The sequence below is a fragment of the Tamaricihabitans halophyticus genome (assembly GCF_004340875.1).
GTDB classification, from domain to species: domain Bacteria; phylum Actinomycetota; class Actinomycetes; order Mycobacteriales; family Pseudonocardiaceae; genus Tamaricihabitans; species Tamaricihabitans halophyticus.
Genome location: NZ_SLXQ01000003.1, coordinates 180,147 through 203,013 on the forward strand (window position 1 = coordinate 180,147; position 22,867 = coordinate 203,013).

Here is a 22,867-nt window from a genome sequence, read left to right on the forward strand (position 1 = left end):
CGGCGCCTGCCGGGAGGAAGGACACCCTATGCCCATCGCTACTCCAGACGTTTACGCCGAGATGCTGGACCGCGCGAAGGCGAATGAGTTCGCCTATCCCGCGATCAACGTCACATCGTCGGAAACGCTGAACGCCGCGCTGCGTGGTTTCGCGGAGGCGGAAAGCGACGGGATCATCCAGGTGTCCACCGGCGGCGCCGAGTTCGCCTCCGGCGGCAAGGTCAAGGACATGGTCACCGGTTCGGTGGCGCTTGCCGAGTTCGCGCACGTGGTCGCGGACAAGTACCCGGTCAACATCGCGCTGCACACCGACCACTGCCCGAAGGACAAGCTGGACGGCTTTGTGCGCCCGCTGATCGCGATCTCCCAGGATCGGGTGAACAGCGGCAAGAACCCGCTTTTCCAGTCGCATATGTGGGACGGCTCGGCGATTGATCTGGACGAGAACCTGTCCATCGCGACCGAACTGCTTGCCGCCGCCGCGGCCGCGAAGATCATCCTCGAAGTGGAAATCGGCGTCGTCGGTGGCGAAGAAGACGGCGTCGCCAACGACATCAACGAGAAGCTCTACACCGCCGAGGGCGACTTCACCAAGACCGTGGACGCGCTCGGTTCCGGTGAGCAGGGGCGCTATCTGCTTGCCGCGACCTTCGGCAACGTGCACGGCGTGTACAAGCCGGGCAATGTGCAGCTGCGGCCGGATGTGCTCAAGCGTGGGCAGGCTGTTGCCGCCGAGAAGCTGGGGCTGCCGGCCGACGCGAAGCCGTTCGAGCTGGTTTTCCACGGTGGTTCCGGATCACTGCTCGAGGAGATCCACGAAGCGGTCTCCTACGGCGTGATCAAGATGAACATCGACACCGATACGCAGTACGCGTTCACCCGGCCGATCGCCGGGCATATGTTCAGCAACTACGACGGCGTGCTCAAGGTCGACGGCGAGGTCGGTAACAAGAAGACCTATGACCCGCGCAGTTACCTCAAGGTTGCCGAGCAGGCGATGGCCGAGCGCGTGGTCGGGGCCTGCAAGGACCTCAAGTCCGCCGGCCGCAAGATGGCCTAGCCCTCGGGCATCCCGGCTTCGGCCGGGGCTTGCCTGGCAGAGACACCATGCGGTCATGAGTACGCCGCATGACGGATTGCCGCAGCACGAGTACCGGTCCGGGCAGCGCCAGGAATTCCAGGGCGCCAACGAGATGACGATCGAACTCGTCGATGCGGCTACCGGTGAGGTCGCCAAGCGGATCCTGTGGCGAGTGCTCGGTGGCGCTGTCGTGATATTCCTGGCGAGCGTGGCCGCGGCGTTTGTCGCCGAAGACGTTCCGGTCCTGAACATGCTGACCGAGGGGCTTGTCATCGCTGCCCCGGTCGCGTGGGTTTGTCTCGCGTTACTCGTGCCGAAGACCGAAGCGCTCGGTGACTGGCAGTCGTCGTTGGCCGACCGGGCAGGGAGCGCGGATACCGTGTTCGGCGTGACCTATCGGTCGCTGCTGGATCACCACGCGGTGCCGGCCACGGTGCAGGCGCGCCGGGTTCGGACCGGTCCGCCGGTCCCTGGCGTACACAACGTGTTGTACACCAGGATTGGCACGTACCACGTGCTGATCCTGGCCTGCGCGTTCGGCAACGACCTCTACGCCGGTTGGACGCTCTGGCGGCGGCAAGTCCCGCTGCTTGTTGTGGCGCGCGGATTGCGCACCCTGCTGCGGGCCGATCGCCAGCTCGGCGGGCTGGTCGAGATGGCACCGGTCAAGGCGCTTCGCGCGGCGGTCCACGATGCGGTGCGGCAGGGCATTGCGGTGGCTGCCGTCGAGGAGGTCCCGATGTCTCAAACCTTCGGTCATGACGTCGATACTGTGGATGTGCGGAACCTGTCGGTCCTGACCAGGAAGCCACGAGTCGGGGGTCCGGCGCACTACCCGTTTCGTCACACGAACGGGTAGCGCGGCCTGGTCAGTTTGCTGTTGACCACCTGGGCCGGGCATCCTCTGCGGCGTGAGATCCAAACGTGCGGTCGCGGTGGTCCTGATCTTTGCCCTGGTGCTTGGCGGGGCGAGCATGCTTGCCGCGGTGCTGATCTGACGCCCGCTCGACGGCCGCCCCGCCGACTTACGGCAGGATTGGGGTCATGAGCTTGCACGAGAACCTGCTTGGCCCTGAGCCGACCCAGCTACCGGAGCGTCCTGAACCGCAGGCAGCGCTGGCCGCCGGCACCGATCCCGCCGAGGTGGTTACCAAACATCCGGACTTCAGTGCCGGCTGGGCCACGCTTGCCGAGGTCGCGCTGGCCGCCGGTGAGTACGTCGCCGCGTACGCCTACGCGCGCACCGGTTACCACCGCGGGCTCGACCAGCTGCGCCGTGCGGGGTGGAAGGGGCACGGCCCCGTTCCGTGGGCGCACGAGCCGAACCAGGGCGTGCTGCGCGCGATCGGAGCGCTGGCCAAGGCCGCGCGGGCGATCGGTGAGTCCGCGGAGTTCGACCGCTGCGTTCAGCTGCTCAACGACTCCGATCCGGCCGCGACCGCCGCGCTCGAGTTGGCGTGACGGACGTCGCTGCGCAACCGCGGCAGATCAGCCTGCCTGCCGGCGAGTACGCCTATCTGGACGTCGGCGAAGGGCAGCCGATTGTCGCGCTGCACGGGCATTTCGGCCGGGCAAGTATCTTCGCGCCGGTTGCCGTGGACATCGGCTGCCGGATACTCGCACTCGATCAGCGTGGGCACGGGCATAGCCCGAGCGACGGTGACTTCCGCCTTGATTCCTATGTGGACGATGCGGCGGCGTTTATTGCCGCGCTGGACCTTGCGCCGGTGCCGGTGCTCGGCCATTCGATGGGTGGGCTGGTGGCATACCGGCTCGCCGCGCGTTATCCGGAGCTGGTGCGGGTACTGCTGATCGAGGACGCCACGGTGCGCAACGATGCGCCGACCGTGCCGAACCCGGTGCTGGACCTCTCGGACTGGCCGCGCCGCGCGCCTACGCGGGACGCGCTCGCCACGGCGATCGAAGAGCGCGGTATCCCTTCCGGTTACTTCATGCACAGTGCGGCGGAGTTCGCCGACGGGTGGGGTTTGCTCTTCGACTACGCGGACATGGTCGACTCGCAGCGCGCGCACCTCGGCGACTACTGGTCCGACTGGCTTGCCTCGAGCTGCCCGGCGCTATTGCTGCACGGCAAGCACAGCACGATTCTGGCCAGCGAACTCGCGCGCGAGATGGCCGGTGCGCGACCGAACACGACGCTGCGCGAGTTCGCTGACTGCGGGCACTGGATCCACGACGACGACCCGGCTGGGTTCGCCGCCGCGATCCGCGACTATCTGGGTACCGACTGTCTGGACAGCGTTGCCGCGTCCTAACAGGTACCCAACATCTCCTCCAGCGCGCCCTTTTCGGCTTCGTTGACGGTGAGTTGCCACTTGTCCTTTACCGCGATCCAGCTCTTGCCGTAATCGCACCAGTGCTCGCGCACCTCGGGCTTCCATTCGTCCGGCGAGGAGTCGCCCTTCGCTCCGTTTGACTCCGGGGTGACCGCGATCAGTTGCGGATCGTCCAGATCGTTGGCGAACTGCTCGCGCTTGTCGCGGGTCCATTCGGCCGCGCCAGTGCGCCATGCGTTGGCCAGCGGGACCATGTGGTCGATGCTGATATCGGACGGCTCGGACCTCGTTTCGCCGTCGAACGGGCTGAACCAGCTGCCGCTCGTCGGGTAGCAGTCCTCGCCGACCTCAACGCCTTCGCCATCGCGTTTGAGCACTTCCTCGCGAGTGTTGCAGTTGTCGGAAACAGTGCTCCAGTGCGGGAACTCGTCCCGGTCGTAGCCGTCCATCGAACCGTCTGGGGCGACTTCCAGCTCGGTGAGCATCGTCTGCGCCGTTTCGGTATCGGGGATATTCGGCGGGACGGCGCTCGCGGCAGGAGCGAGGCCGAGCACCAGACCGCCGGATAACGCGACAACGGTGAGTGCGGAGCGGAGGGTGCGGGATGTGGACATATCGCCTCCGAGGCAGTTAGTTCGTGGGGACTTCACGACCTCCTCTGGACTTTGACGGATGAAGGTGACGAGAGCAACGCCTTCGGGTGGCGAGTTACTGACTGAACGTGAATTTGGCTCAACGAAAGATCGACGCTCTACCGTGCGTAGATCGGGTAGCCGGCCGAATGGGTGATAGTGTGGTTACTGATCGTTTCAGTAATCCGCTCCGTGTGGCCAGCTCGGCCAGTGCGCTTAGCGCAGTCCGCGAACCAGTCGGAGGTCGCTGGTATGCCGGTACCAGGTCCATCTGGTTACCGCGCGTGGATGCGGCACGCCGTCCGAGCGCGGCACCGTTTCGAAACAGCCGAGTTGGAAGGCGCGCCCGACGGCCGTCTGGCTGCGGCCAAGCAAACCGGTACGGGTTACTCGCACCGCAAGGCCCTCGCCCGGCTGTGGACTGACCACGATCCGCGCCGTTTTGGCCGGCAGTACCCGCTGGTCATCGCAGTAGCCGACGCCGCGCACCGGGCCGATCTCGCCGCGACCGACCAGCACTCCGCCTACGTCGTCGCGGATCAGCGGTACCGGATCGACATCGCCGCCGATGGCGAGGTCAAACGCGGCGGCCGGGTTGGTTGGCAGCCCCCAGAGCGCGGCCGTAGCCGAGTCGCGGTCCGTGGGCACGAAGCCGACCTGGGTATCGGCCAACCGTTCGGTACGCAGCAACCGCAGTACTACCGCGGCAAGATCGGCGTCGGTGCCGTGCACGATCAACCTGCGGTCGGCGAGTTCGGCCAGCACCGGCGCGAGCTCGGCTTTACCTGGCCGCGCGGGCACCGATCGAGTGGAGACGTCGTCGCGTTCGGTGAGTTCTCCGAACTCACCGTTATCGAGTGCATTACCGCACACCAACACGACTGCGCCCACCGCCGCCTCCTCAGCTACCCTCGTGCACCGGCAATATCGACGTGCCGCCGCTGCCGCGGTGACAATTGTTCGAAGAGGCATCCATCGTCGCAGTGGCGGTATGTCTCGACGACTTCAGCCCGTCCCATTACCAGGGGAGTTTCACATGCCGGCCATCGTGCTCATCGGCGCCCAGTGGGGTGACGAAGGTAAGGGCAAGGCCACCGATCTGCTCGGTGAGCGGGTCCAATGGGTAGTGCGCTACCAGGGAGGTAACAACGCGGGACATACCGTGGTGTTGCCGGATGGGCAGAACTTCGCCTTGCACCTGATCCCGTCCGGAATCCTTACCCCTGGGGTAACGAACGTGATCGGCAACGGTGTGGTGGTCGATCCCGAGGTGCTGCTCGATGAGCTGTCCGGCCTCGAGGAGCGCGGCGTGGACACCGATCGTCTGATGATCTCCGCGGACGCGCATCTGATCATGCCGTACCACGTGGCCATCGACAAAGTCACCGAGCGCTACCTTGGTGCTCGCAAGATCGGCACCACCGGGCGTGGGATCGGACCGTGCTATCAGGACAAGGTGGCGCGCGTCGGGGTGCGGGTACAGGACGTGCTCGACGAGAAGATCCTGCGGCAGAAGGTCGAGGCCGCACTCGAACTGAAGAACCAGATCCTGGTGAAGGTGTACAACCGCAAGGCCCTGGATCCGGACGAGGTCACCGATACCGTGCTCGCCGCGGGTGAGCGTTTCGCGCACCGGATCGCCGATACCCGACTGCTGCTGAACCGGGCGTTGGAAGGCGGCGAAACCGTACTGCTCGAGGGCTCCCAGGGCACCCTGCTCGATGTGGACCACGGCACCTACCCGTTCGTCACCTCGTCCAGCCCGACCTCCGGCGGTGCCTGCGCCGGATCGGGCATCGGGCCGGGCCGGATCGGCACGGTGATCGGCATCCTGAAGGCCTACACCACCCGGGTTGGCGCCGGTCCGTTCCCTACCGAGCTGCACGACGAGTCCGGTGAAACGCTGCGCAAGGCCGGCGGTGAATTCGGCGTGACGACCGGCCGTTCGCGGCGTACCGGCTGGTTCGACGCGGTGATCGCGCGCTATGCGGCACGGGTGAACGGGATCACCGATTTCTTCCTCACCAAGCTGGATGTGCTGTCCGGATTGGAATCGGTGCCGGTCTGCGTCGGATACGAAGTGGACGGTTTCCGGTTTGACGATATGCCGATGACGCAGACCGATATCCACCATGCGGTGCCGATCTACGAGGAACTGCCCGGCTGGTGGGAAGACCTTTCGGAATGCCGGAGTTTCGAGGATCTCCCGGCGAACGCGCGACGCTACGTCGAGCGGTTGGAGGAGTTGTCCGGGGCGCGGATGTCTGCGATCGGTGTTGGGCCGGGCCGGGAGCAGACGATCGTGCGGCACGCCTTCGGCTGAGCGGCCTCGGCGCGACTCAGGCGTTCCGCGAGGTGACCGTGGTCTGGCTGCGATACCTGGCTTCGACCTCGGCCTCGGCCGCGTCTCGCCGGTGCAACATGGCGAGTGCGGCGACGGTCACCAGACCGATGAGCGCGACGCTATGCACCGCCAGCTGGCCGGACAGTGCGCGGCCGGTAAGCAGATCGTTCACGCTCAACAAGGTGAGGATGGCAAGGCAACCGGTCAGCGTTGGCAGCAGACCGGTTGCCCGATCGGTCCGGTAGGTAATCCAGGCGAAGCCGATGCCAAGCCCGATATTCCACGCCGCGTTCATGTTTCCGGCATGTGCGAATGCGGTATGGCCGGGCTCGCCAGGTGGCGCTTCGCCAAACACGATTTGCAGCGTGCCGATCACCAACTGGCCAACGGCCAGTACCGCGAGCAGTACCCGGAGTAGTAGCCGCAGGCGTTCCCTGCCCGGGTTTGGTGGCGCGAGAGTGTCGAGCCGCGGTACCGACTGCTCGGAGCTGGCTCTGGTGATCCGCGTGATCCGCGCTATCTGTTCCGTCCACTGCCGACAGTCACGACAAGTGTCCAGATGTAGCTCCACGTCAATGGCGAAGGCGAACTCGTCCTCGCCATCCAAGCGCGCGGAAAGGTGTTCCCGGCATTCGGCGCATCCCACCTACCCATAGTGATACCAGTGCCGGACCGTTTCCAGGGTTTCCGGGAATTTGCCGCGAATCTCGGCTGCCCGGGTTACCGCTGGTCCGCCCGCGCCTCCACCGCGGTGTCCGGATTGTCACTGAACACGCCATCGATCCCGGTGTCGATAAACCGCTGGTACTCCGCGAATGCGTCGCCATACGCGGCGGGATCGGTTGAGGAGACGTAGTCCGCCGGCAGGTACTCGTTCTCGTTGCGGAAGGTGAACGGCACGACTTCCAGTCCGGCGGCGTGCGCGTCATCGACAAGGCTGGTCGGTTCGGTCAGCGCGCCCTGCGCGTCCCGAGGAATGATCTGGTCCTTTTCCGGGCCGACCGAATCGGCGTAGCCGGCCATCTCGCGTAACCCCTGCGGGGTAACCAGATCGGCGTAGGTGCGCGGATCGCCGGAAGCCACGAAGTCGTAGGGCGCGCCATCGGCGAGGGTCAGCTGGACCATGTTCACGTTCAGCCATTCGTCCAGTGCCTGTAGATTGCCCACCTCGAAGGACTGCACGAGAACCTTTGACTCCGCGGTGTTCAACCCGTACTCGTTCAGCGCGGCGACCATCCCGGGTTCGATTGGCACCCCAAGTTCCCTGAAGTAGGTCGGATGCTTGGTTTCTGGCGCGATCCCGATCTCCCTGCCGAGGTCGTTGGACAGTCCTTCGCGCAGCTGCAGGATCTCGTCGAACGTTGGCACCTCGTAACGGCCGTTGTACATCGTGTTGTTCGGACGGATGTCCGGAACCCGCTCGATTGCCCGCAGCGTTTTCAGCTCGGCGAGCGTGAAGTCCTCGGTGAACCAGCCGGTCAGTTGCTGACCATCCACCGTTTTGGTGGTCTTGCGGTCGGCGAACTCGGGTCGTTCGGCGACATCGGTGGTCTCGCTGATCTCGTTTTCATGGCGGGCCACGAGTTCGCCGTCCTTGGTTGGTACCAGGTCGACTTCGATGTAGTCGGCGCCCATTCGGGCGGCAAGCGCGTAGGCGACAAGGGTGTGCTCCGGGCGGTAACCGGATGCGCCGCGGTGGCCGTAGATATCCACATCCGCCGCGCGGACCGTCGCGGGGTCGCCGTCACCCTGCTCGGCCGCGGCTGCCGGCCCGAAGGCGCCGAGCATGCCTAACCCCACGAATCCGGCGGCAGCCAATGCGGTGAGCCGCTTTGCTGTCATGGAACCTCCTCGATCTGCGAACATGAGCGACGCGGGCAACCTTTGCCGTGCCGAGCAACTAGCTGGCGACCGGAGCCGGTACGGCTGGCGACGCCACGATTAACGCGGGCATACGCTACCCGCGTGGCCGGCCCGATATGGGTGGAATCACACAGTTGCCGTAACGTGCTGGGTACCCCGGGTTAGCTGCCCCTCGCCGTGTCTGGTTGGGCCGGTACGGGTTAATCTGATGTCTGTGCGCGTCCTGGTAATTGGGTCCGGAGCCCGGGAGCATGCCCTCGTCCTTGCGCTTTCGCGGGACCCGGCGGTCACTGACCTGGCCTGTGCGCCAGGCAATGCCGGGATCGCGCGGATCGCCGAATCACTGACGGTCGACGTCGCCGATCCAGCCGCGGTTGCCGCCACGGCCACCGCATGGCGTGCGGACCTGGTGGTGATCGGGCCGGAGAAGCCGCTTGTCGTGGGTGCGGCTGATGCGGTGCGCAAGGCCGGCATCGCCTGCTTCGGTCCGTCCGCGGCCGCCGCGCGGATCGAGGGTTCCAAGGCCTTCGCCAAGGATGTGATGACCGCTGCCGGCGTGCCTACCGCGCACAGCGAGCTGGTGGACAATCCGGCGAAACTGGATGCCGCGCTGAGCAGGTTCGGCCCCCGGTTCGTGGTCAAGGACGATGGTCTGGCCGCGGGCAAAGGTGTGGTGGTTACCGATGACCACGAGTACGCCCGAAAGCACGCGATCACCTTGCTCGACGGTGGCCACCCGGTCATCTTGGAATCCTTTTTGGATGGACCAGAGGCTTCGCTGTTCTGTCTGGTGGACGGGCAAACGGTCGTCCCACTGTTGCCGGCGCAGGACTTCAAGCGGGTTGGTGACGGGGATACCGGGCCGAATACCGGTGGCATGGGCGCTTACGCGCCGCTGCCCTGGGCGGATCCGGAGCTGGCCGATCAGGTCGTCAAGCGGATCGTGCAGCCGGTGGTGGCGGAACTCGCCGAGCGTGGCGCCCCGTTCACCGGGCTGCTGTATGCGGGCCTGGCGCTGACCTCGCAGGGGCCGCAGGTGATCGAGTTCAACTGCCGCTTCGGTGATCCGGAGACACAGGCGGTACTGCCGCTGCTGACCACGCCATTTGGCGGGCTGTTGCACGCCGCGGCAACCGGAACGCTCGCCGAGCAGCCGCCGCTGAGCTGGGTGGACGGGGCCGCGGTCACCGTGGTCATCGCGGCCGACGGGTATCCGGGCCCGCCGCATACCGGCGATGTGATTACCGGCGGCGATGTGGAGGGCGTGCTGCACGGCGGCACCAAGCGCAGGGATGACGGGGCGATTGTCTCGACCGGTGGTCGGGTGCTTTCCGTGACCGCCACCGGTGCTGACCTCGCTGACGCGCGGGACCAGGCCTATGCCCTGGTGGACGCCGTGCACCTGCCCGGCGCGCATTTCCGCACCGATATCGCCTTGCAGGCCGCCCGCGGCGAGGTCGGCGCACCCGCTGGTCACTAGCCTACGGCGGCCTCAGCCGCAAGGTTCTTGAAGACTGCGGAACCGGGAGCGCCGGCGCTACGTCTAAGTTCAGTTCGCCCTTACCCGCAGGTTGGTAAGCTGCGAACTGAGACCGAGCGGTTACCGTACGTATCGGGGGTGCGCCCGTGGTCAACAAGCCGGGAAACGAAGGCACATGGTTCGCCGATGCGGACCAAGGCGGCGGGGATCTGCTCACCACCATCGCCGCGATGGTTGCCGCCGCGGTCGCGCAATCGCAGGTACCGCAGCGCGATGCGGCGCCGAACGCAACAAAGGTCGAGGTCAATCCGGAGAACGTACTTGCCGCGGGCAAGGTCATCCAGGAACAAACCGAGCAGCTGCGGGCGAAACTCGAATCATTGACCGGCCGGCTGCAGATTCGCCAGTCCGGGATGGACCCGGTCAGCGTGGAGGCGGCCAGCGCATGGAACTGGCGGCTGGTGAACGCTGAGGATTCACATGTGGCCAGGGTCGAACAGTACGTGGTGAACCTGGCGAACCTTTCCGGGCAACTGCGGGAAGCCGCCGCGCAGTACGGCTACAACGACGAGGAAATCGCGACTGGCTTCGGGGAACGGCGTGGTTGACCAGCGGATCGCGGGCGTGCTGCTCGCGGTCGGCGCGACGGCGCTGCTCGTGTCGTGCACTGAAACGACCACGGGTACGGCAGGTGCGCCCGCCGGTTCCACCGAGGCATCCGCGCCCGCGTTGCCAGAGCGTCCAGGGGATCTGCCGGTGGCGGGGATCGAACCGTGTGCCTTGATCACCGAACAGCAGGCGAACGAGTTGCAGATGGACCGTATCGCCGCAGGAACCGAGCGGATCAAGGAGTTCGGTACCCGCGCCTGCCGGGTGGTCAAGGATCGGGAGCAGCCCTACTACAGCTATCTGATCATGCCGGTGCCGAGCTCCGGCGCGGACCAGGTGCTGCAAAACAACCCGGAGACCCAGCTGACCGAGGTTGGTGGGTTCCCCACCGTAGCGACCAGACCCGTCGGGGTTTCCGATGTGGCCTGCGATATGGCCGTTGATGTCGCGGATGGACAGATGGTCTACGTGATGATCGATCCCATCAGCGACAACACCTTCGATCAGAACCAGTTGTGCGATATGGCGAAAGCGGCGGCCGAAGCGGCGGTCGCGACGCTGAAGACGTTGAGATGAGGCCCGCGATGGATTGGTTTGGCAGCGATAGCGATCCCGCTAGCAGCACCGGAGCCACTGAGATCGGCGACTATCGCTGGGAGGGCTACAGCAACGCCGAACTGGCCGATGTGCTCACCCAGCTGGGCCAGGGTGCTGGCGCGGAAGCGCTCGACGATTCCGTACAGGCGCTGCGCGAACTGGCCGGTGCGCTCACCGAAACGGATCGCACCTTGCGTACCGAGTTGGGCAAGCTGGGTATCGATTGGCAGAGCAACGCGGCCGAGATGGCCTCGGTGATCATGTCGGATTCGGCGGATTACGGCGATGATGCGAGCCAACGATCCCAGCAATCCTCCGATGTGGTCAGTGAACAGGGCGATGTGTACAACCGGGCACGCAACTCCTCGCCCGAACCGCAAACCTTGCGTGGCAGCACCCAGACCGGCTTGCTCGACAATGCACTTGGCCTGCTTGGCCACGAAACGGACCGCGCAAGGGAAGTGCGCCAGACCAACGCCGCGCGGGAGAGCGCGATCGACTCGATGAACCAGTACACCGAGTCGACCAAGCAGAACCTGGCTGGCTACCGGCCCTTGCCGGAACCGCCGGGAATCGAGTTGAACACGGCGCCGTCCACGGGCGCGACCACGACGCAGAGCATTGGTTCCATCGGCACGTCTGGATCCGTGCCGGCTCCGAACGCGCCCGGGGGTGCCGTTGGGGTGGCACCAGTATCCGGTGGGGCGACTTCCTACACGGTCGGCGGGCCGAGTGGCGGTAGCTTCATCGTCGGTGGCCCGGCAGGCGGTTCAGTAACCGGCGGTCCGGTCGCTGGTGGGCCCGTGGTCGGCGCGCCCGTGACTGGTGGTCCGGTGACCGGTGGCCCCGTGACCGGTGGCCCGGTGACTGGTGGTCCAGTGACGGGCGGACCCGGTGCCGGTGGTGCGACTGGCGGTCCGGTATCCGGTGGGCCGCCAGCTGGTGGCCTCGGTGGTGGGGCGAAGCTTCCCGGCCCGGTTACCGGGTTGGCGCCGATTTCCGGGGTCGGTCCGGTTGGTTCGGGCGGTGCGCTTGGTGGGGTAACCGGGTTTCGGCCGGATGCCGGGCTGGCCGCCGGTGCGATCGCCGCGGGCGCTGGTGTCGCGGGCGGGGCCACCGCAACGCCGGCACGGGAACCGAGGGCGCCGCGCGGCGCGGCGACTGGTTCGCGTGGGACCGCTACACCGCTCGGGAACGCATCGCCCGGGCAGGCGGCCGCGGCGCGGAGCGCGGAGCGAATCGCGGGATCGAGTGGGCGAGGTGGCGCATCAATGATGCAGCCGGCTACCGGTCCGGCCCGCGGCCAGTCGGGTACGGACGACGCCGAGCATGTGCGCAAGTTCGGTATGGAAAGCGATGACGTGTTCGGCGACGAGCGGATGGTGGCGCCGAGCGTGTTCGGTGATTCCGAGGGTGAGCGCATTGGGCCGGCGAACACCGAAGGCTCGGCGGAGTAGCCGTGGGCGCAAGTGGGAACTTGGTGCTTTCCGCACTCGAGTTCGATGTGCTGTGGGAATCCGAAGGCCTACCAGCCCGGCATGTGGTCTTGGAGCTGCCAAGCCCGGGAACTACCCACGCCGAGCGAGCGAAACTGGCCGCGCAAGCCTGGGACATGCTCGCCGAACGCGGCCTGCTGCATCGCGGCAAGGTGCTGCCGGAGCTGGCCGACCGGCTGCATCTGCTCGCGCGCCCGCGAATCGGCATTGACGTTTGGGTGTGGACGGATCGGGAGATCCGCGCGCTGGCGGCGGCAACCGGCAGCGACGCGGAGGTCTGCGTGGTCGATGGCGACGAGGTGTGGCTGGTGCCAGCTAGGCAGAGTTCGCTTGCCGATGCGGCGGTTTCGGTCGCCGGCGATGTGTCGCCTGGCGTTGGCTGCTCGGTGAGCGTGCCGTTCGAGACGCTGCGGGAGGCCGACGCCGAGGCCGAGGGTGATCCGCACCGACTGGTGCATGCCTTGCAGCGCAGGCGGATGCCGACGGGCGAGGCGCAGGAGCTCGCCGGCATGTTCCTCGGTATGCACACCAGGGGGCAGTTTGGCGTGGAGCGGATCACCCGCGATCAGCAGGCGCACCGGGCAGAGCGGGTCGTCGCGTTCCACGACACGGACGCGGGGCGGTATCTGTATCTGGTCGCGCCGGACAGATCGGGGCGGCTGTGGGCGACCGTGACACCCGCGGACAACCAGCTACTCGCTACCCGGCTGTGGGAACTGGTGCGCGAAGTCTCCTGAGTTACCTGCGCTGGTCGGCTCTGTCCGGATAAGGTGATCCGCGGAGGTTGCGGGGAGGAGTCGGCGGCGTGGGGTATCAGTTCGAGTTGTCCACTGCGGGTCTGGACATTCTTGCCGAGGACTTGGGTTTTACCGGCACACGCTTTCCGTTCGAGATCCGGAGTGTCGGGGCGACGCTTGACGAACGTGCCGGCATTCGCGAAGCGCTGTGGCAACAGCTGAACTCGATCGGCCTCGCGCGTGGCTACCGGCTGGAGCCGGAGGTCGAGCAGGGGCTGCGGCTGTACGGGCACGCTTCGATGGAGGCGGTACTGGTTGCCGGCGGCACCGATGGGTTCCGGCTGCGGGCGCGGGCAGGGGCGGGACGCGAGGCCGCGGTACTTGCCGTGGGCGCCGGCGAACAGCTCCGGTTCGAGTTGCTGCGGTCAACCGAGGTGGCTGCCGCGTTGGTGCGACTGTTGCCGGCCGCGCCAGCAGGGTCTGGTCAGCCGGTCACGGTGCCCGTCGGCGGGCCGCCGAGCCCGGCGAGCCCGGAGGATCAGCAGACGATGCTGGTTGGCGTGCGCCCGACCGCGTCGCAAACGGCGGTGCGGGCCGCGCAGGAGCTTTTCGCGAGTCCCCGGCCGCGTTATGGGCAGTTCAGTGTGTCCGGTGCGGGCGCTGCCGCCGAGGTGCTGCCCTGGTTCGATACCGCGAGCGGGCGGTACCTGGCGGTGACCGGTTCGGACGGGATGGGTCAGGAAACCGTCACCTATCAGCCGGTGGATGGCCACCGGCTGTTGCGCGAGCTGAACCAGCGGGTAACCGCCATCCTTGAACCCTGAACAGTCCCTCCCCAATGTGGGTGAGGTGGGGAACCAGCGCTGCCCTGCGGTGCGTCCCAGTTCTGTGGTGAAACGGGTCTCGGATAATGCGTGGTCCGGTAACCTGCAAGGTATTACCCGCTGGTGTGTGGCTGGACACGCTGGGTTGGCCTGCGAGGAGGGGTTATGACGGCGCCCGATGCTGGTGGTGCGGCTGGGCCGGTCAACGAGGCCGGGATCATGCAGAACATCAAGGACATCAGTTCGAGCATGCAGGGTTTTGCCCAGGCTGCCGCCGAGGGCAAGTTCGCGGTCAATGAGACCGGTGGTCAGGCGCTGATCAACGCCTTGGACAGGGTGGAACAGGGCCTGGCCGAGGCACTTCAAGACGTCGATTTGATCACGATGGAGCCGGCGATTGGGGATACGCCGGTGGCGAAGGTGTTGAAGCCGTTTATGCAGGAGACGGCGATTGGTACGGAACAGTCGTTTCTGCCGAATATTAAGAAGTTTCAAGAAGAGGTGATTCCGCAGGCGCGGGAGGCGATCAAGAAGGCGATGGAGAACTATCAGAGTTCGGATAGTGATAACGCGCAGGGTCTTGGTGGCCAGGAGGTCTAGTCGCAGATGAGCAGGGTGCGTTTCGGTCGCGTGTGGCTGCCGGTCTTGGCCGTGGTGGCTTTGGGCTTAGTGGGCTGCTCGGAGCAGACGCCTGGTCAGGCGAGCGCTGGAGATACGGCGACGCAGGCGCCGGGTTCGTCGACGTCTGCGGCGCCGTCGGAGTCCAACTCCGGTGGGGATCCATTGGCGGAGTTTGATTACTGCACCCTGTTGTCTGACGGTGATCTTGATCAGTTGGAGTTGCGGGCGGGCGCGCCGGCAGACGCGACGGATCGGCCGAACTGTCGGTGGAAGACCAAACAAGCCGCCGGCGGGTACGTCATTGGCGTGGTCTATCTGGACAACACGGGTGTCGATGAGATTCCGAATGCTGATGATGAGCCGGTGCCGACGACGGTGGGCGAGCATGAGGGTGTGAAGTTTCGTTCGGCAGCTGGCGGGAATTCGGTGATTGCGCTGGAGATCACTGATTCTTCGTATGTGCGCATCCTTGCTACGACAAGTTTGGGTGTCGAGAAACAGGATGCGCTTGCTGAGCAGTATGCGCAGCTTTTTGAGCAGCGTTTGCCTGAGGGGGGCTGACATTTGAGCATAGCGCTTTCCAGTCGGGTGTCGCTGCCGGCCTTGGCTGTCGTTGCCGCGGGGTTGGTGGGGTGCTCGGAGCAGATGCCCGGTCAGGCCAGTGCTGGTGATACGGCGACGCGTGGGCCCGGTTCGTCGACGCCTGCGGCGCCGTCGGAGTCTAACCCCGGTGGGGATGTGTTGGCGGAGTTTGACTACTGCTCCTTGCTGGATGATGGCGAATTGTCAGACCTAGGGTTGGTGGCCGGCGAGCTGCTGGATGCTGACGTGACCAATCGGCCGAATTGCACTTGGAAGACAAAACGGGCCGCAGGTGGCTACGACATCACTGTGTTCTATATCGACAATATGGGCATTGATGAGGTTAATAATGCTGATGCTGAGCCGGTGCTGACGACAGTCGGTGAGCATCAGGCGGTCAAGTTCCAGTCCTGGGGCGGCGGGAATTCGGCGATCGCGCTGAAGATTAGCGATTCGTCGAGGGTCGAGATTGTGGCTACCGGTAGTGGCGGCGGGGAGACACAGGACGCTCTCGCTGAGCAATACGCGAAGCTATTTGAGCAGAAATTACCGAAGGGGGATGGCTGATGGCCCCGAGACAACCGCAGCCGGGACAGGGGCAAGACCCGGCGAGCGACGTACAGCAGGCAGCCGCCGAGGACTACGGCCTCGAGGAGTACGACACGGCGGAAACCCGCGAGGACGCCGAGCGCGATGCGCGCGACAATATCGAGCAGGAGGCCGACGAGCGCTGGGGCGAGGACCCGAACTTCTTGGAGCAGATCGGTCGCACGGTCGACGATATGACCGCGGGTTGGCGTGCCGGACAGCGTGCGAACGACCGTATGAGAGAGCAGCAGGAGCAGCTCGGCGAGGAAGTCGAGCGCCGTCCCTCCCCCGCGATGGCCGCGGCCAACTACATGAGTTACGACCACCCGCAGCTCAAACAGATGGTGCAGCAGATAGACGCTGGCCAGGTCGGCAATTCCGGAAGTTCCTGGACCAAGATCGGTAACGCGCTTGTTGGTTTCCGTGATGACGTGGCGAACGGGATCAACAACAGCGAGTCGGACTGGCAGGGCAGCGCGGGGGACAATGCGCGCAAGTACATGGCCGACATTGGCAACTGGGTTGGTCGGAGCGGTCAGGGCGCGCAGTTGGCCGGTACGTCGTCCGCGCGGCAATCCGAAGCCGCCTCGACCGCGGCGAATTCCATGCCGGAACCGGTCGATTTCGACCTCAACGAGCGGATGGACCAGCTGGGGAAAACCACGAACCCGTTCGACTTCGTCAAGGAAGCGGCCAAACTTCAGTTCGACTTCGCACGTAAGCAGGCCGCGCACGAGGAAGCGGCCAGGGTGGTTTCCACCTACGACGGCAACGCGCCCAGTGGTGGGGGACTACAGCCGGCCTTTGCCAAGCCGCCAGAGCAGGTCACCGGCGACGGCAGGGATGACATCTCGAACCGGCCAACCCCAGCGAACCGTGATCCGCGGGACCTACGCATACCGCCGGGCGGCGATCCCGACGGTGGTGATCCGTCACAGCCACCTGGTCCTGGCCCCGGCCCGGGCCCTGGGCCTGGTCCCGGTCCCGATGGCGGCCCTGGTCCCGGACCCGGCCCGGACGGTGGCCCTGGTCCCGGTCCCGATGGCGGTCCTGGTCCCGGTCCGGGCCCGGACGGTGGTCCCTGGCCCGACGGTGGTGACCGCTATCCGACCGACCCGTACGAGCCCGGTCCAACGACCGATTCCAGTACCACGCCAAGCACCACGGTTCCCGGTTCCGCCGGTGGCGGTGGCTATAACCCGACCACCTCTGGTGGCGGCGGCTCGCTCGGCGCAGGTGCCGGGATGGCCGGAATGCCGATGATGGGCGGGATGGCCGGCGCGGGCGCCGGCGGAGACAGCGAGCGCAGCGGCGGCCGGTACGGCAGTGGCGCGGGTGGCCTTGGCGCTGGCGGCAGCGGCGCGGGCGGTCCGGGTAGTCCCGGCGGCCGGACGGGTTCGATCGCCGGCGGCATGGGCAGCGGCGCGGGCGCGGCAGGCACCGCTGGTGCGGTGGGCGCGGCCGGCGCGGCTGGCAGCGGGATGCGTGGCGGCGCGATGCCCATGGGCGCCGGCGCGGGCCGTGGACAGGGCGGCGACGACGAGGACCACGAGCGCGCCTCGTTCCTCGTCGAGGACGACCCGTACGGGATCTTCGGTACAGACGAGAAAACGGCACCGCCGGTGATCGGCGAGTAAGGCAAACGGTGAGGCGGGACTGGCCGTACGGCCCATCCGCCTCGACCCGAGGGAGAACACGAGGGGTGGTGGCACGGTGCCGGAGTACGACGTAGCGGCAATCAACGAGTGCCGGGCGGCTTTAGAAGGCGTCAAAGGGAAGTTCGGCCAGAGCGGCGACGGGCTCAGCGCGCCGGATGCCGCGATGTTCGGCCAGCTCAGTGCTTCCGGCACCATCGCCGCCGCGGTCGAGAAAGTGTGCTCGACCGTGAGCGAGGAACTGGGTAAGGCCGAGCAGAAGGCGGGGGAGGCCGCACGTGCGCTGGACGCGACCGCGAGGTCAGCGCAGGACGACGACGATGCCAATGCCGAGCTGCTCAAGCCCGATACTCAGTTCGTTTAGGTGGGGAGACAAGGATGAGCGCGGCGGAGGAGTTAGCCGGTGAGCCGGGTGGCGAGGGAGTCACGGCGCACTGGAACAAGATCAAGCAGGCGAATCCGGGGGAGATCAACGCTCTCGCGAGTAAACTCGCCAGCTCGGCGGAGGAAAACGAGGCGAACGGCAACACGGTCTCCCAGGCGGTGAGCACGCTCGATGGTGCATGGGAGGGCCCTGCCGCGGACGGCTTCGCCAGCTATATGACCAAGTTCCGCAAGGCCGGCGCCGATACCGGAGAGGCGCTGGCGAAAGCCGGGCAAGCCCTGCAGAACGTTTCCCGGGTCCTCGAATCCACAAAATCCGGGATCGAGCGAATCTGCGCGGACGCGATGCAAGAGATCAACAGCATGCGGAAAGGCGCGGGCGAAGAAACCAAACCGGAAGAACTGGAAGCCAAGATCCGCCCCATCGCACAAGCCGCCGTGCAGGCGGTCGGCGAGAAAATCAGCAGCGCGGAGAGTGAACTCCAAGGTGCGGTCGGCAAACTGAACGAAGCGCAGACGCCGGGCAGCAAGTTCTCCGAGCTTCCCACGCCGGACTTTGGATCCCCACCGGCGCAAACCACGCCCGCCGGCACCGAGCAGGTGTCTGCCCCCAGTCCAGGGAGTGGCTCGAGCGGCGCTGTTGGTGGCGCGCCAAGCGGCGGCTCGGCCGGAGCTGTCAGTGGCGGAGTCGGCGCTGTTGGCGGCGCGGCCGGTGGTGGGGGTTCAGCTGGTGGTGGCGGCGGTATGACCAGTTACGGGTCGAGCGGCGCACCGCCGAGCACCACCCCGCCGGGCAACGTCGAGCAGTGGATCAAGGAAGCCATCAAGATCCTCAAGGAGAACGGCGTTCCGGTCACCGAGGAGAACATCGACGAGATCTGGACGATCATCGAGAAGGAGTCCGGCGGCGACCCGAACGCCATCAACGACTGGGACTCGAACGCGGCGAAGGGCACGCCGTCCAAGGGTCTGATGCAATGCATCGACCCCACCTTCGACGCGCATAAGCTGCCCGGTCACGACAACATCTACGACCCGGTGGACAACATCATCGCCGGCGTCCGGTACACCTTCGACCGTTACGGCGGCTTCGAAGGTCACCCCGGTCTTGCCTCGATGGCCGGCGGTGGCGGTTACCAGGGCTACTAGCCACCCGGCGGGACGCGCGGCTTAGGCTTCCGGGATGGTCGACGTGCACACCACGGATGTCCTGCCGGGGCCAGCCGCGCGGGCGCAGATACCGCCGTTTCACGTGATGGACGTGTTGTCCGCGGCCCAGGCCAGGCAGGCCAGCCACGGCGACATGATCTCGCTGGCCGCCGGTCAGCCCGCACAGGGCGCCCCGACGCCGGTGCGCGAAGCCGCCCAGCGGGCAGTCTGGGAGCAGAGCCTCGGCTACACGGTGCAGCTCGGTATCCCCGAGTTGCGGGAGGCGATCGCCGGGCACTACGCGCGCGAGTACGCGCTCGACGTGCACCCGGACGAGGTAATCGTGACCACGGGCTCCTCGGGCGGCTTCCTGCTTGCCTTCCTCGGCGCCTTCTCCCCGGGGGACCGGGTGGCACTGGCGCGGCCGGGCTATCCCGCCTACCGCAACATCCTGACCGCGCTCGGCTGCACGGTCGTGGAGCTGCCCTGCGGTCCGGACACGCGTTTCCAGCCGACCGTGGCGCAACTGGATGAGCTGGTCGCGACGGATGGCCCGATCGCTGGGCTGATCGTGGCCAGCCCGGCCAACCCCACCGGAACGGTTCTCGCGCCAGGGGAACTCGCCGCGATCAGCGGTTGGTGCGCTGCCCGCGGCGTGCAGCTGATCAGCGACGAGATCTACCACGGCATCGCCTTCAGCGGGGGCCAACAGAGCGCGTGGCAGAGCAACCGGGAAGCGCTGGTGATCAACTCCTTCTCGAAGTACTTCGGGATGACCGGCTGGCGCCTCGGCTGGATGTTGGTACCCCGCCGGCTGCATCGCGCGGTGGACTGCCTCACCGGGAACTTCAATATCTGCGCGCCGGCCATCGCCCAGCACGCCGCGATCGCCGCGTTCAGTCAGGAAGCCAGGGCCGAGTTGGATGAGCATGTCCAGCGCTACCGGGTGAACCGCGATCTGCTACTCGGTGGATTGCGCGAACTCGGGTTCGACAAACTCGCGCCGGCCGACGGGGCCTTCTACGCCTGGGCGGATATCAGCCACCTCGGTGAGGACTCGATGAGCTTCTGCCAGCGGTTGCTCGCCGACACCGGGGTGGCCATCGTGCCCGGGATCGATTTCGACCCGCAGGAAGGGCCACACTACGTTCGGTTGTCCTTCGCGGGCGCCACCGAGGATGTGCGTGCGGCGCTGCGGCGGCTCGGTGCCTGGCTGCCCGCTCGGGGTAGACCCTGAGCTTTCCCTGGTTCAACCGGTCAAGGGCAGCGCGGGCAGTCCGATTCGTGGCAATCTCGTAGTAGACGTTCGTAGCGGAGGTAGACATGATTCTGAAGATCATCGGTGCGGTGATCGCCATTTGGCTGGCATTCGCCCTGCTGGGCGTGCTGTTCAGCGCGCTGAAGGTGCTGCTGATCGTCGCCGGTGTGGTCACCATTGGGGTGCTCGGCTACGGCGCGATCAAGACGATCAGTGGCGGTTCGCAGAAGCAGATCCGCTAGCCGGCAGCACGCCGAGCGAGGCCAGCCAGCGATGCGCATCGCTGGCATCGGTCCATCGTCGTGCCCGCATTCCGGCGGTGCGGGCGGCGTCGACGTTCTCCTGCCGGTCGTCCAGGAAGACGCAGTTGCCGGGCGCGGCATCGAGCCGGGCGAACAGCTCACGCCAGATCCGCTCGCCCGGTTTCACCATGCCGAGCTCGCCGGAAAACAGCAGCTGCCGGAAATGCCGCGGCCAGGCCTGCGCGGGCAGGGCGCGCACCCGCCTGGCGAAACTCGCCGGTGCGTTGGAAAGCAGGGCAAGAGCGGCGCCGGACTCGCCGAGCTGATCCAGCAGCGCCACGGTCTGTGCCTCCGGCCGCAGCCAACCATCCGCGTCCAGTGCAGCTACCCGGTCGGCAAGCCGTTGATCCACCGGGACGCCGAGCCGGTCGCCGATCGCGCCCCAGTAGGCCAGGTCCGTACACCCGGCGTCGTAGCCGGCGCGCTCCGCCCAGTACGCGGCGGTGAACTCGGCAACGGGCACGCCATAGCACTCGGCGAGCGCGGGCAGCGCGTTGGTGCGCTGGCTGATCACCTCGCCGTAGTCGAAAACCACCCAGTAATCGCCCATCTCAGCCCGCCGTCTTGATCCGGTAGATAGCCTCGGTCACGTCGTTCGTGGTCACATCGCGGTGCAGGACGAACCGGACCTTTCCGCCCATCGGGGTGGCCAGGATGCCCAGCTTGGCCAGGCCATCCAGGGTGAGCCGCAGATCCGGCACCCTCGCGAGGACGATATTGGTCTCCGGTTCGGCGACATCCCAGCCGAGTTCGATCAGCCCGGCCGCCAGGGCCGCCGCGTTCGCGTGATCCTTGGCCAGGTCATCAATCCGGCCGAGGGCGAGCAGACCCGCGGCGGCGAGTACACCAGCCTGGCGCATCCCACCGCCGAGCATCTGGCGTACCCGCCGTGCGCGTTCCACGAACTCCACACTGCTGGCGAGCACGGAACCGGCCGGTGCGCCAAGACCCTTGCTGAGACAGGCGGAGACGGTGTCCACCCCGACCGTCAGCGCGCCGGGTGGCACATCGAGCGCGACCGCGGCATGCCAGAGCCGCGCACCGTCCAGGTGCACGCGCAGGCCGGCACCGCGCGCCGCGGCGGCCAGCCGGGCGTGCTCATGCGGCGCGGTCACGGTGCCGCCGGCCGCGTTATGCGTGTTCTCCAGGCAGAGCAGCGAGGTACGCAGGGCGTAATACGGACGGTTGGGTGGATCGGCCGCCGATCTCACCGATTCGGGTGAAACTCGGCCAGGCCCGGCATCCCAATCGAGTGGCGCCGGCATCCCGCCGGCCAGCCAGGCGGCCGTGCCCAACTCGTTATTCAACACATGCGCGCCATGCGGTGCGAGAAACCGGTCACCGCGTTCCAGATGCACGGTCAGTGCGACAAGGTTCGCCATCGTGCCGCTTGGCGTCCAGAGTGCCGCTGGTGCACTGAGTAATTCCGCCGCGCGTTCCTCCAGCTCACGAACGGTTGGATCGTGATCCAGCACGTTGTCGCCGACTTCGGCCTGTGACATCGCCACCCGCATCTCATTGTCCGGGCGGGTCACGGTGTCCGAACGAAAGTCCAGCGGGCGGTGCGTGCTCGTGGCGGAACGGTGGGCAATCCCCGACAGAAAGGTCACGGTTAGATCACATCACATCCCGGCGATGGCCGAAAAGGGCCGCCCGGCGGAAGGTCGCCCGCCGTACACCCGGTCGGGGGTCTGGTGTAAAAACGTCCGACATCGCGAGCAACCCCGGACCGGGGATATCGCGTCTTCTGGGTAGCTGTCTGCCAGATAACAGACCCCAATAACGGACCCAACGAGTCGAAAGAGCTCGCGTGGATGAGCGCGATGAACATGAGTTCGCGGAGTACTTCACGGCACGGCGCGACGCCGTACGGCGCTCCGCCTACCTGTTGTGCGGTGACTGGCACCGCGCGGACGATCTCGCGCAGGCTGCCTTCGTCGCGTTGCACCGCAGGTGGCGCAAGATCCGCGCGCGGGGCGCACTGGACGCCTATGTCCGGCGCACGCTGGTGCGCGGGGCGATCGACGAGTCCCGCCGGCCGTGGCGGCGGGAACAGCACGTCGACCAGTTGCCGGAGCCGCGCAATGCCGGTGCTGGTGCCGGCGTGGACGAGGAGGTGGCAACGAGGCAGGCGCTGATCGCGGGGTTGCGTCAGGTGCCGCCACGGCAGCGGGCGGTGCTGGTGCTGCGCTACTTCGAGGGCCTGGATGTGTCGGCCGCTGCCGAGGCCCTTGGCTGCAGCGCCGGCACGGTGAAAAGCCAGACCGCACGTGGCCTCGCGGCGCTGCGCGAAGCCCTTGGGGACGCGGTGGACGATCTGCGGTCTGCCTCATGAGGCAGCGCTGGCACGGACGCGATCGTTCGAAGA

26 protein-coding genes are annotated in these 22,867 nt (G+C 66.6%); 20 read left to right on the forward strand and 6 right to left on the reverse strand.

Annotation, left to right across the window (positions count from 1 at the left end):
* Positions 1-28 precede the first annotated feature (28 nt).
* The 4 genes from fbaA to EV191_RS11245 all read left to right on the forward strand — a co-directional run bounded on the left by fbaA (position 29) and on the right by EV191_RS11245 (position 3,357).
* Entirely contained in the window at positions 29-1,060 is a 1,032-nt protein-coding gene (gene fbaA, locus EV191_RS11230; RefSeq protein WP_132876918.1) for a class II fructose-bisphosphate aldolase, read from the forward strand.
* 55 nt (positions 1,061-1,115) lie between these two features.
* Positions 1,116-1,940 carry a hypothetical protein gene (locus EV191_RS11235; RefSeq protein WP_132876919.1) on the forward strand — a complete coding sequence of 275 codons (825 nt, stop codon included), beginning with the start codon at positions 1,116-1,118 and terminating at the stop codon, positions 1,938-1,940.
* A gap of 185 nt (positions 1,941-2,125) precedes the next feature.
* Complete coding sequence (locus EV191_RS11240; protein WP_132876920.1) at positions 2,126-2,542, forward strand: DUF3151 domain-containing protein; 417 nt, start codon at positions 2,126-2,128, stop codon at positions 2,540-2,542.
* The gene (locus tag EV191_RS11245; RefSeq protein ID WP_243658889.1) at positions 2,539-3,357 is read left to right on the forward strand and encodes an alpha/beta fold hydrolase; all 819 of its coding nucleotides are present in this window, start codon (positions 2,539-2,541) and stop codon (positions 3,355-3,357) included. The genes EV191_RS11240 and EV191_RS11245 overlap by 4 nt, the downstream gene beginning before the upstream one ends.
* Here EV191_RS11245 and EV191_RS11250 read toward each other — a convergent pair.
* A complete protein-coding gene (locus tag EV191_RS11250) occupies positions 3,354-3,992 on the reverse strand; it encodes an HNH endonuclease family protein (protein WP_132876921.1) in 639 nt (212 codons plus the stop codon). The two genes, EV191_RS11245 and EV191_RS11250, sit on opposite strands and share 4 nt — an antisense overlap.
* Positions 3,993-4,226: 234 nt before the next feature.
* Positions 4,227-4,901, reverse strand: coding sequence for a hypothetical protein (locus tag EV191_RS11255; protein ID WP_424565450.1), 675 nt, complete (start codon positions 4,899-4,901; stop codon positions 4,227-4,229).
* Positions 4,902-5,046: 145 nt separating this feature from the next.
* On the opposite strand from EV191_RS11255, the gene EV191_RS11260 reads away from it, so the two are divergent.
* Positions 5,047-6,333 (forward strand): adenylosuccinate synthase, encoded by a 1,287-nt coding sequence (locus EV191_RS11260; protein WP_132876922.1) that lies wholly within the window; start codon positions 5,047-5,049, stop codon positions 6,331-6,333.
* A gap of 16 nt (positions 6,334-6,349) precedes the next feature.
* On the opposite strand, the gene EV191_RS11265 is transcribed toward EV191_RS11260, so the two are convergent.
* The gene (locus EV191_RS11265) at positions 6,350-7,000 is read right to left on the reverse strand and encodes a zf-HC2 domain-containing protein (RefSeq protein WP_132876923.1); all 651 of its coding nucleotides are present in this window, start codon (positions 6,998-7,000) and stop codon (positions 6,350-6,352) included.
* Between the two features lie 74 nt (positions 7,001-7,074).
* Positions 7,075-8,196 carry a glycerophosphodiester phosphodiesterase gene (locus EV191_RS11270; RefSeq protein WP_132876924.1) on the reverse strand — a complete coding sequence of 374 codons (1,122 nt, stop codon included), beginning with the start codon at positions 8,194-8,196 and terminating at the stop codon, positions 7,075-7,077.
* Between the two features lie 235 nt (positions 8,197-8,431).
* On the opposite strand from EV191_RS11270, the gene purD reads away from it, so the two are divergent.
* The 14 genes from purD to EV191_RS30075 all read left to right on the forward strand — a co-directional run bounded on the left by purD (position 8,432) and on the right by EV191_RS30075 (position 20,439).
* Positions 8,432-9,697: a phosphoribosylamine--glycine ligase gene (gene purD / locus EV191_RS11275; RefSeq protein WP_132877141.1), complete on the forward strand. Its 1,266-nt coding sequence runs from the start codon at positions 8,432-8,434 to the stop codon at positions 9,695-9,697.
* Positions 9,698-9,843: 146 nt separating this feature from the next.
* Positions 9,844-10,305: a hypothetical protein gene (locus EV191_RS11280; RefSeq protein WP_132876925.1), complete on the forward strand. Its 462-nt coding sequence runs from the start codon at positions 9,844-9,846 to the stop codon at positions 10,303-10,305.
* Entirely contained in the window at positions 10,298-10,882 is a 585-nt protein-coding gene (locus EV191_RS11285; protein WP_165912916.1) for a DUF3558 domain-containing protein, read from the forward strand. Before EV191_RS11280 ends, EV191_RS11285 begins: the two co-directional genes overlap by 8 nt.
* An 8-nt stretch (positions 10,883-10,890) precedes the next feature.
* Complete coding sequence (locus EV191_RS11290; protein WP_165912917.1) at positions 10,891-12,360, forward strand: hypothetical protein; 1,470 nt, start codon at positions 10,891-10,893, stop codon at positions 12,358-12,360.
* A 2-nt stretch (positions 12,361-12,362) separates the two neighbouring features.
* Positions 12,363-13,136 carry an ESX secretion-associated protein EspG gene (locus EV191_RS11295; protein WP_165912918.1) on the forward strand — a complete coding sequence of 258 codons (774 nt, stop codon included), beginning with the start codon at positions 12,363-12,365 and terminating at the stop codon, positions 13,134-13,136.
* Between the two features lie 68 nt (positions 13,137-13,204).
* Positions 13,205-13,960 (forward strand): ESX secretion-associated protein EspG, encoded by a 756-nt coding sequence (locus EV191_RS11300; RefSeq protein ID WP_165912919.1) that lies wholly within the window; start codon positions 13,205-13,207, stop codon positions 13,958-13,960.
* 165 nt (positions 13,961-14,125) lie between these two features.
* Positions 14,126-14,560 (forward strand): hypothetical protein, encoded by a 435-nt coding sequence (locus EV191_RS11305; RefSeq protein ID WP_132876929.1) that lies wholly within the window; start codon positions 14,126-14,128, stop codon positions 14,558-14,560.
* 6 nt (positions 14,561-14,566) lie between these two features.
* Positions 14,567-15,142 carry a DUF3558 domain-containing protein gene (locus tag EV191_RS11310; RefSeq protein WP_132876930.1) on the forward strand — a complete coding sequence of 192 codons (576 nt, stop codon included), beginning with the start codon at positions 14,567-14,569 and terminating at the stop codon, positions 15,140-15,142.
* A gap of 66 nt (positions 15,143-15,208) precedes the next feature.
* Positions 15,209-15,730 carry a DUF3558 domain-containing protein gene (locus EV191_RS11315; protein ID WP_279388425.1) on the forward strand — a complete coding sequence of 174 codons (522 nt, stop codon included), beginning with the start codon at positions 15,209-15,211 and terminating at the stop codon, positions 15,728-15,730.
* Positions 15,730-17,388, forward strand: coding sequence for a hypothetical protein (locus EV191_RS11320; RefSeq protein ID WP_132876932.1), 1,659 nt, complete (start codon positions 15,730-15,732; stop codon positions 17,386-17,388). Before EV191_RS11315 ends, EV191_RS11320 begins: the two co-directional genes overlap by 1 nt.
* Positions 17,389-17,464: 76 nt before the next feature.
* Complete coding sequence (locus tag EV191_RS11325; protein WP_132876933.1) at positions 17,465-17,770, forward strand: hypothetical protein; 306 nt, start codon at positions 17,465-17,467, stop codon at positions 17,768-17,770.
* 14 nt (positions 17,771-17,784) lie between these two features.
* The gene (locus tag EV191_RS11330) at positions 17,785-18,939 is read left to right on the forward strand and encodes a transglycosylase SLT domain-containing protein (protein WP_132876934.1); all 1,155 of its coding nucleotides are present in this window, start codon (positions 17,785-17,787) and stop codon (positions 18,937-18,939) included.
* Positions 18,940-18,973: 34 nt separating this feature from the next.
* Complete coding sequence (locus EV191_RS11335; protein ID WP_132876935.1) at positions 18,974-20,176, forward strand: pyridoxal phosphate-dependent aminotransferase; 1,203 nt, start codon at positions 18,974-18,976, stop codon at positions 20,174-20,176.
* A gap of 86 nt (positions 20,177-20,262) precedes the next feature.
* Positions 20,263-20,439, forward strand: a complete 177-nt coding sequence (locus EV191_RS30075) for a hypothetical protein (RefSeq protein ID WP_165912920.1) — start codon at positions 20,263-20,265, stop codon at positions 20,437-20,439.
* Here the strand turns inward: EV191_RS30075 and EV191_RS11340 are convergent.
* Together EV191_RS11340 and EV191_RS11345 are read right to left on the reverse strand one after the other, a co-directional pair.
* Positions 20,408-21,049 (reverse strand): HAD-IA family hydrolase, encoded by a 642-nt coding sequence (locus EV191_RS11340; protein WP_132876936.1) that lies wholly within the window; start codon positions 21,047-21,049, stop codon positions 20,408-20,410. The two genes, EV191_RS30075 and EV191_RS11340, sit on opposite strands and share 32 nt — an antisense overlap.
* Before the next feature lies 1 nt (position 21,050).
* The gene (locus EV191_RS11345; RefSeq protein ID WP_132877143.1) at positions 21,051-22,013 is read right to left on the reverse strand and encodes a GntG family PLP-dependent aldolase; all 963 of its coding nucleotides are present in this window, start codon (positions 22,011-22,013) and stop codon (positions 21,051-21,053) included.
* Positions 22,014-22,309: 296 nt separating this feature from the next.
* Here EV191_RS11345 and EV191_RS11350 point away from each other — a divergent pair, with 296 nt between their 5' ends.
* Positions 22,310-22,834 (forward strand): SigE family RNA polymerase sigma factor, encoded by a 525-nt coding sequence (locus tag EV191_RS11350; RefSeq protein ID WP_132876937.1) that lies wholly within the window; start codon positions 22,310-22,312, stop codon positions 22,832-22,834.
* Positions 22,835-22,867: the final 33 nt, after the last annotated feature.